Genomic DNA, 2,035 nt, shown 5'->3' with positions numbered 1-2,035 from the left:
TGGGACCTACTCCAGCCCCAGGATGTGATGAGCCGACATCGAGGTGCCAAACCTCCCCGTCGATATGAACTCTTGGGAGAGATTAGCCTGTTATCCCCAGGGTAGCTTTTATCCGTTGAGCGATGGCCTTTCCACCCAGTACCACCGGATCACTAAGCCCGACTTTCGTCCCTGCTCGACTTGTTGGTCTCGCAGTCAAGCTCCCTTCTGCCTTTGCACTCTTCGGCCGGTTTCTGTCCGGCCTGAGGGAACCTTTGGGCGCCTCCGTTACTCTTTCGGAGGCGACCGCCCCAGTCAAACCGCCTGCCTGAGAGGGTCCGCAGGGTCGTTACTCCTCGCGTTAGAATCTCAGCAACAGAAGGGTGGTATCCCAACATCGGCTCCGCACCGCCCTAGGGCAATGCTTCGGCGCCTCCCACCTATCCTGTGCATCTGTCACCGGGATTCAATCTCAAGCTGCAGTGAAGCTCCATGGGGTCTTTCTGTCCAGTCGCGGGTAACCTGCATCTTCACAGGTATTTCAATTTCACCGGGCCCCTCGTTGAGACAGTGCCCAAATCATTACGCCTTTCATGCGGGTCGGAACTTACCCGACAAGGAATTTCGCTACCTTAGGACCGTTATAGTTACGGCCGCCGTTCACCGGGGCTTCAGTTCGATGCTTCGCTTTCGCTAACTTCTCTCCTTAACCTTCCGGCACCGGGCAGGCGTCAGCACCTATACTTCAGCTTTCGCTTTCGCAGGCACCTGTGTTTTTGGTAAACAGTTGCTTGGGCCTCTTTTCTGCCGCCCCTTTTAGCTCTGAGCGTTTCTGCTCTTCACTGACCGGGGGCCATCCTTCTCCCTAGGTTACGGATGCAATTTGCCGAGTTCCTTAACGAGGGTTTTCCCGCGCACCTTAGGATTCTCTCCCCGCCTACCTGTGTCGGTTTACGGTACGGGCGGATCTTGTCTCGCTAGAAGTTTTTCTTGGCAGTGTGGGATCCATGAGTTCGTCAAAGTTTCCTTTAACTCCCCATCATGTCTCTGCTTTTAGCTGCAGGGGTTTTCCTCTGCTGCAACATACGCACTTGGACGCGCTCTTCCAGCCGCGCGATCATGTGCCCTCCTGCGTCGCTCCTTCGCTCGATCGACTTGATCCGGTACAGGAATTTCAACCTGTTGTCCATCGCCTACGCTTCTCGCCTCGGCTTAGGTCCCGACTTACCCTGAGTCGACGATCGTTGCTCAGGAACCCTCGGGCTTTCGGTGGAAAGGATTCTCACCTTTCTTTTCGATACTCATACCGGCATTCTCACTTCTTATTCGTCCACATGTCCTTCCGGTCATGCTTCTTCCTTATAAGAACGCTCCCCTACCCATGATATTGCTATCATGCCATAGCTTCGGTTCCGTGCTTGAGCCCCGGACATTTTCGGCGCAGCGTCTCTCGACCAGTGAGCTATTACGCACTCTTTAAATGGTGGCTGCTTCTGAGCCAACATCCTGGTTGTTTATGAAATGCCACATCCTTCGCCACTTAGCACGGCATTGGGGACCTTAGCTGATGGTCTGGGCTGTTTCCCTTTTGACTACGGCCCTTATTAGTCGCAGTCTGACTCCCAGGTATGATTGCAGCCATTCGGAGTTTGACTGGGTTTGGTAACCGGGTAGGTCCCTCTCCTGATCAGTGCTCTACCGCCTGCAATCTTTTCCCTGAGGCTAGCCCTAAAGCTATTTCGGGGAGAACCAGCTATCTCCACGTTCGATTGGAATTTCACCCCTACCCACACCTCATCCTAACCCTTTTCAACGGATATAGGTTCGGTCCTCCACACATTTTTACCTGTGTTTCAACCTGGACATGGGTAGATCACTGTGGTTTCGGGTCTACGCTTCCTGACTTGCGCCCTCTTAAGACTCGCTTTCGCTTCGGCTCCGCATTTCCTGCTTAACCTTGCCAGGCTTCGTAACTCGCCGGTTCATTCTTCAATAGGCACGCCGTCGACCTTATTATTAAGCGGTCTCCGACTGCTTGTAAACATACGGTTTCAGG

General features: G+C 53.7%; 1 rRNA gene. It reads right to left on the bottom strand.

The window, feature by feature from the left end:
• Positions 1-2,035: ribosomal RNA gene (locus DXB53_RS09750) — 23S ribosomal RNA — on the bottom strand; the annotation flags it as partial.

This window comes from Collinsella sp. OM04-5, assembly GCF_003439125.1.
GTDB lineage: Bacteria > Actinomycetota > Coriobacteriia > Coriobacteriales > Coriobacteriaceae > Collinsella.
The sequence above is the reverse complement of the archived record's forward strand: the minus strand, read 5'-3'. Positions and strand labels throughout refer to the sequence as shown.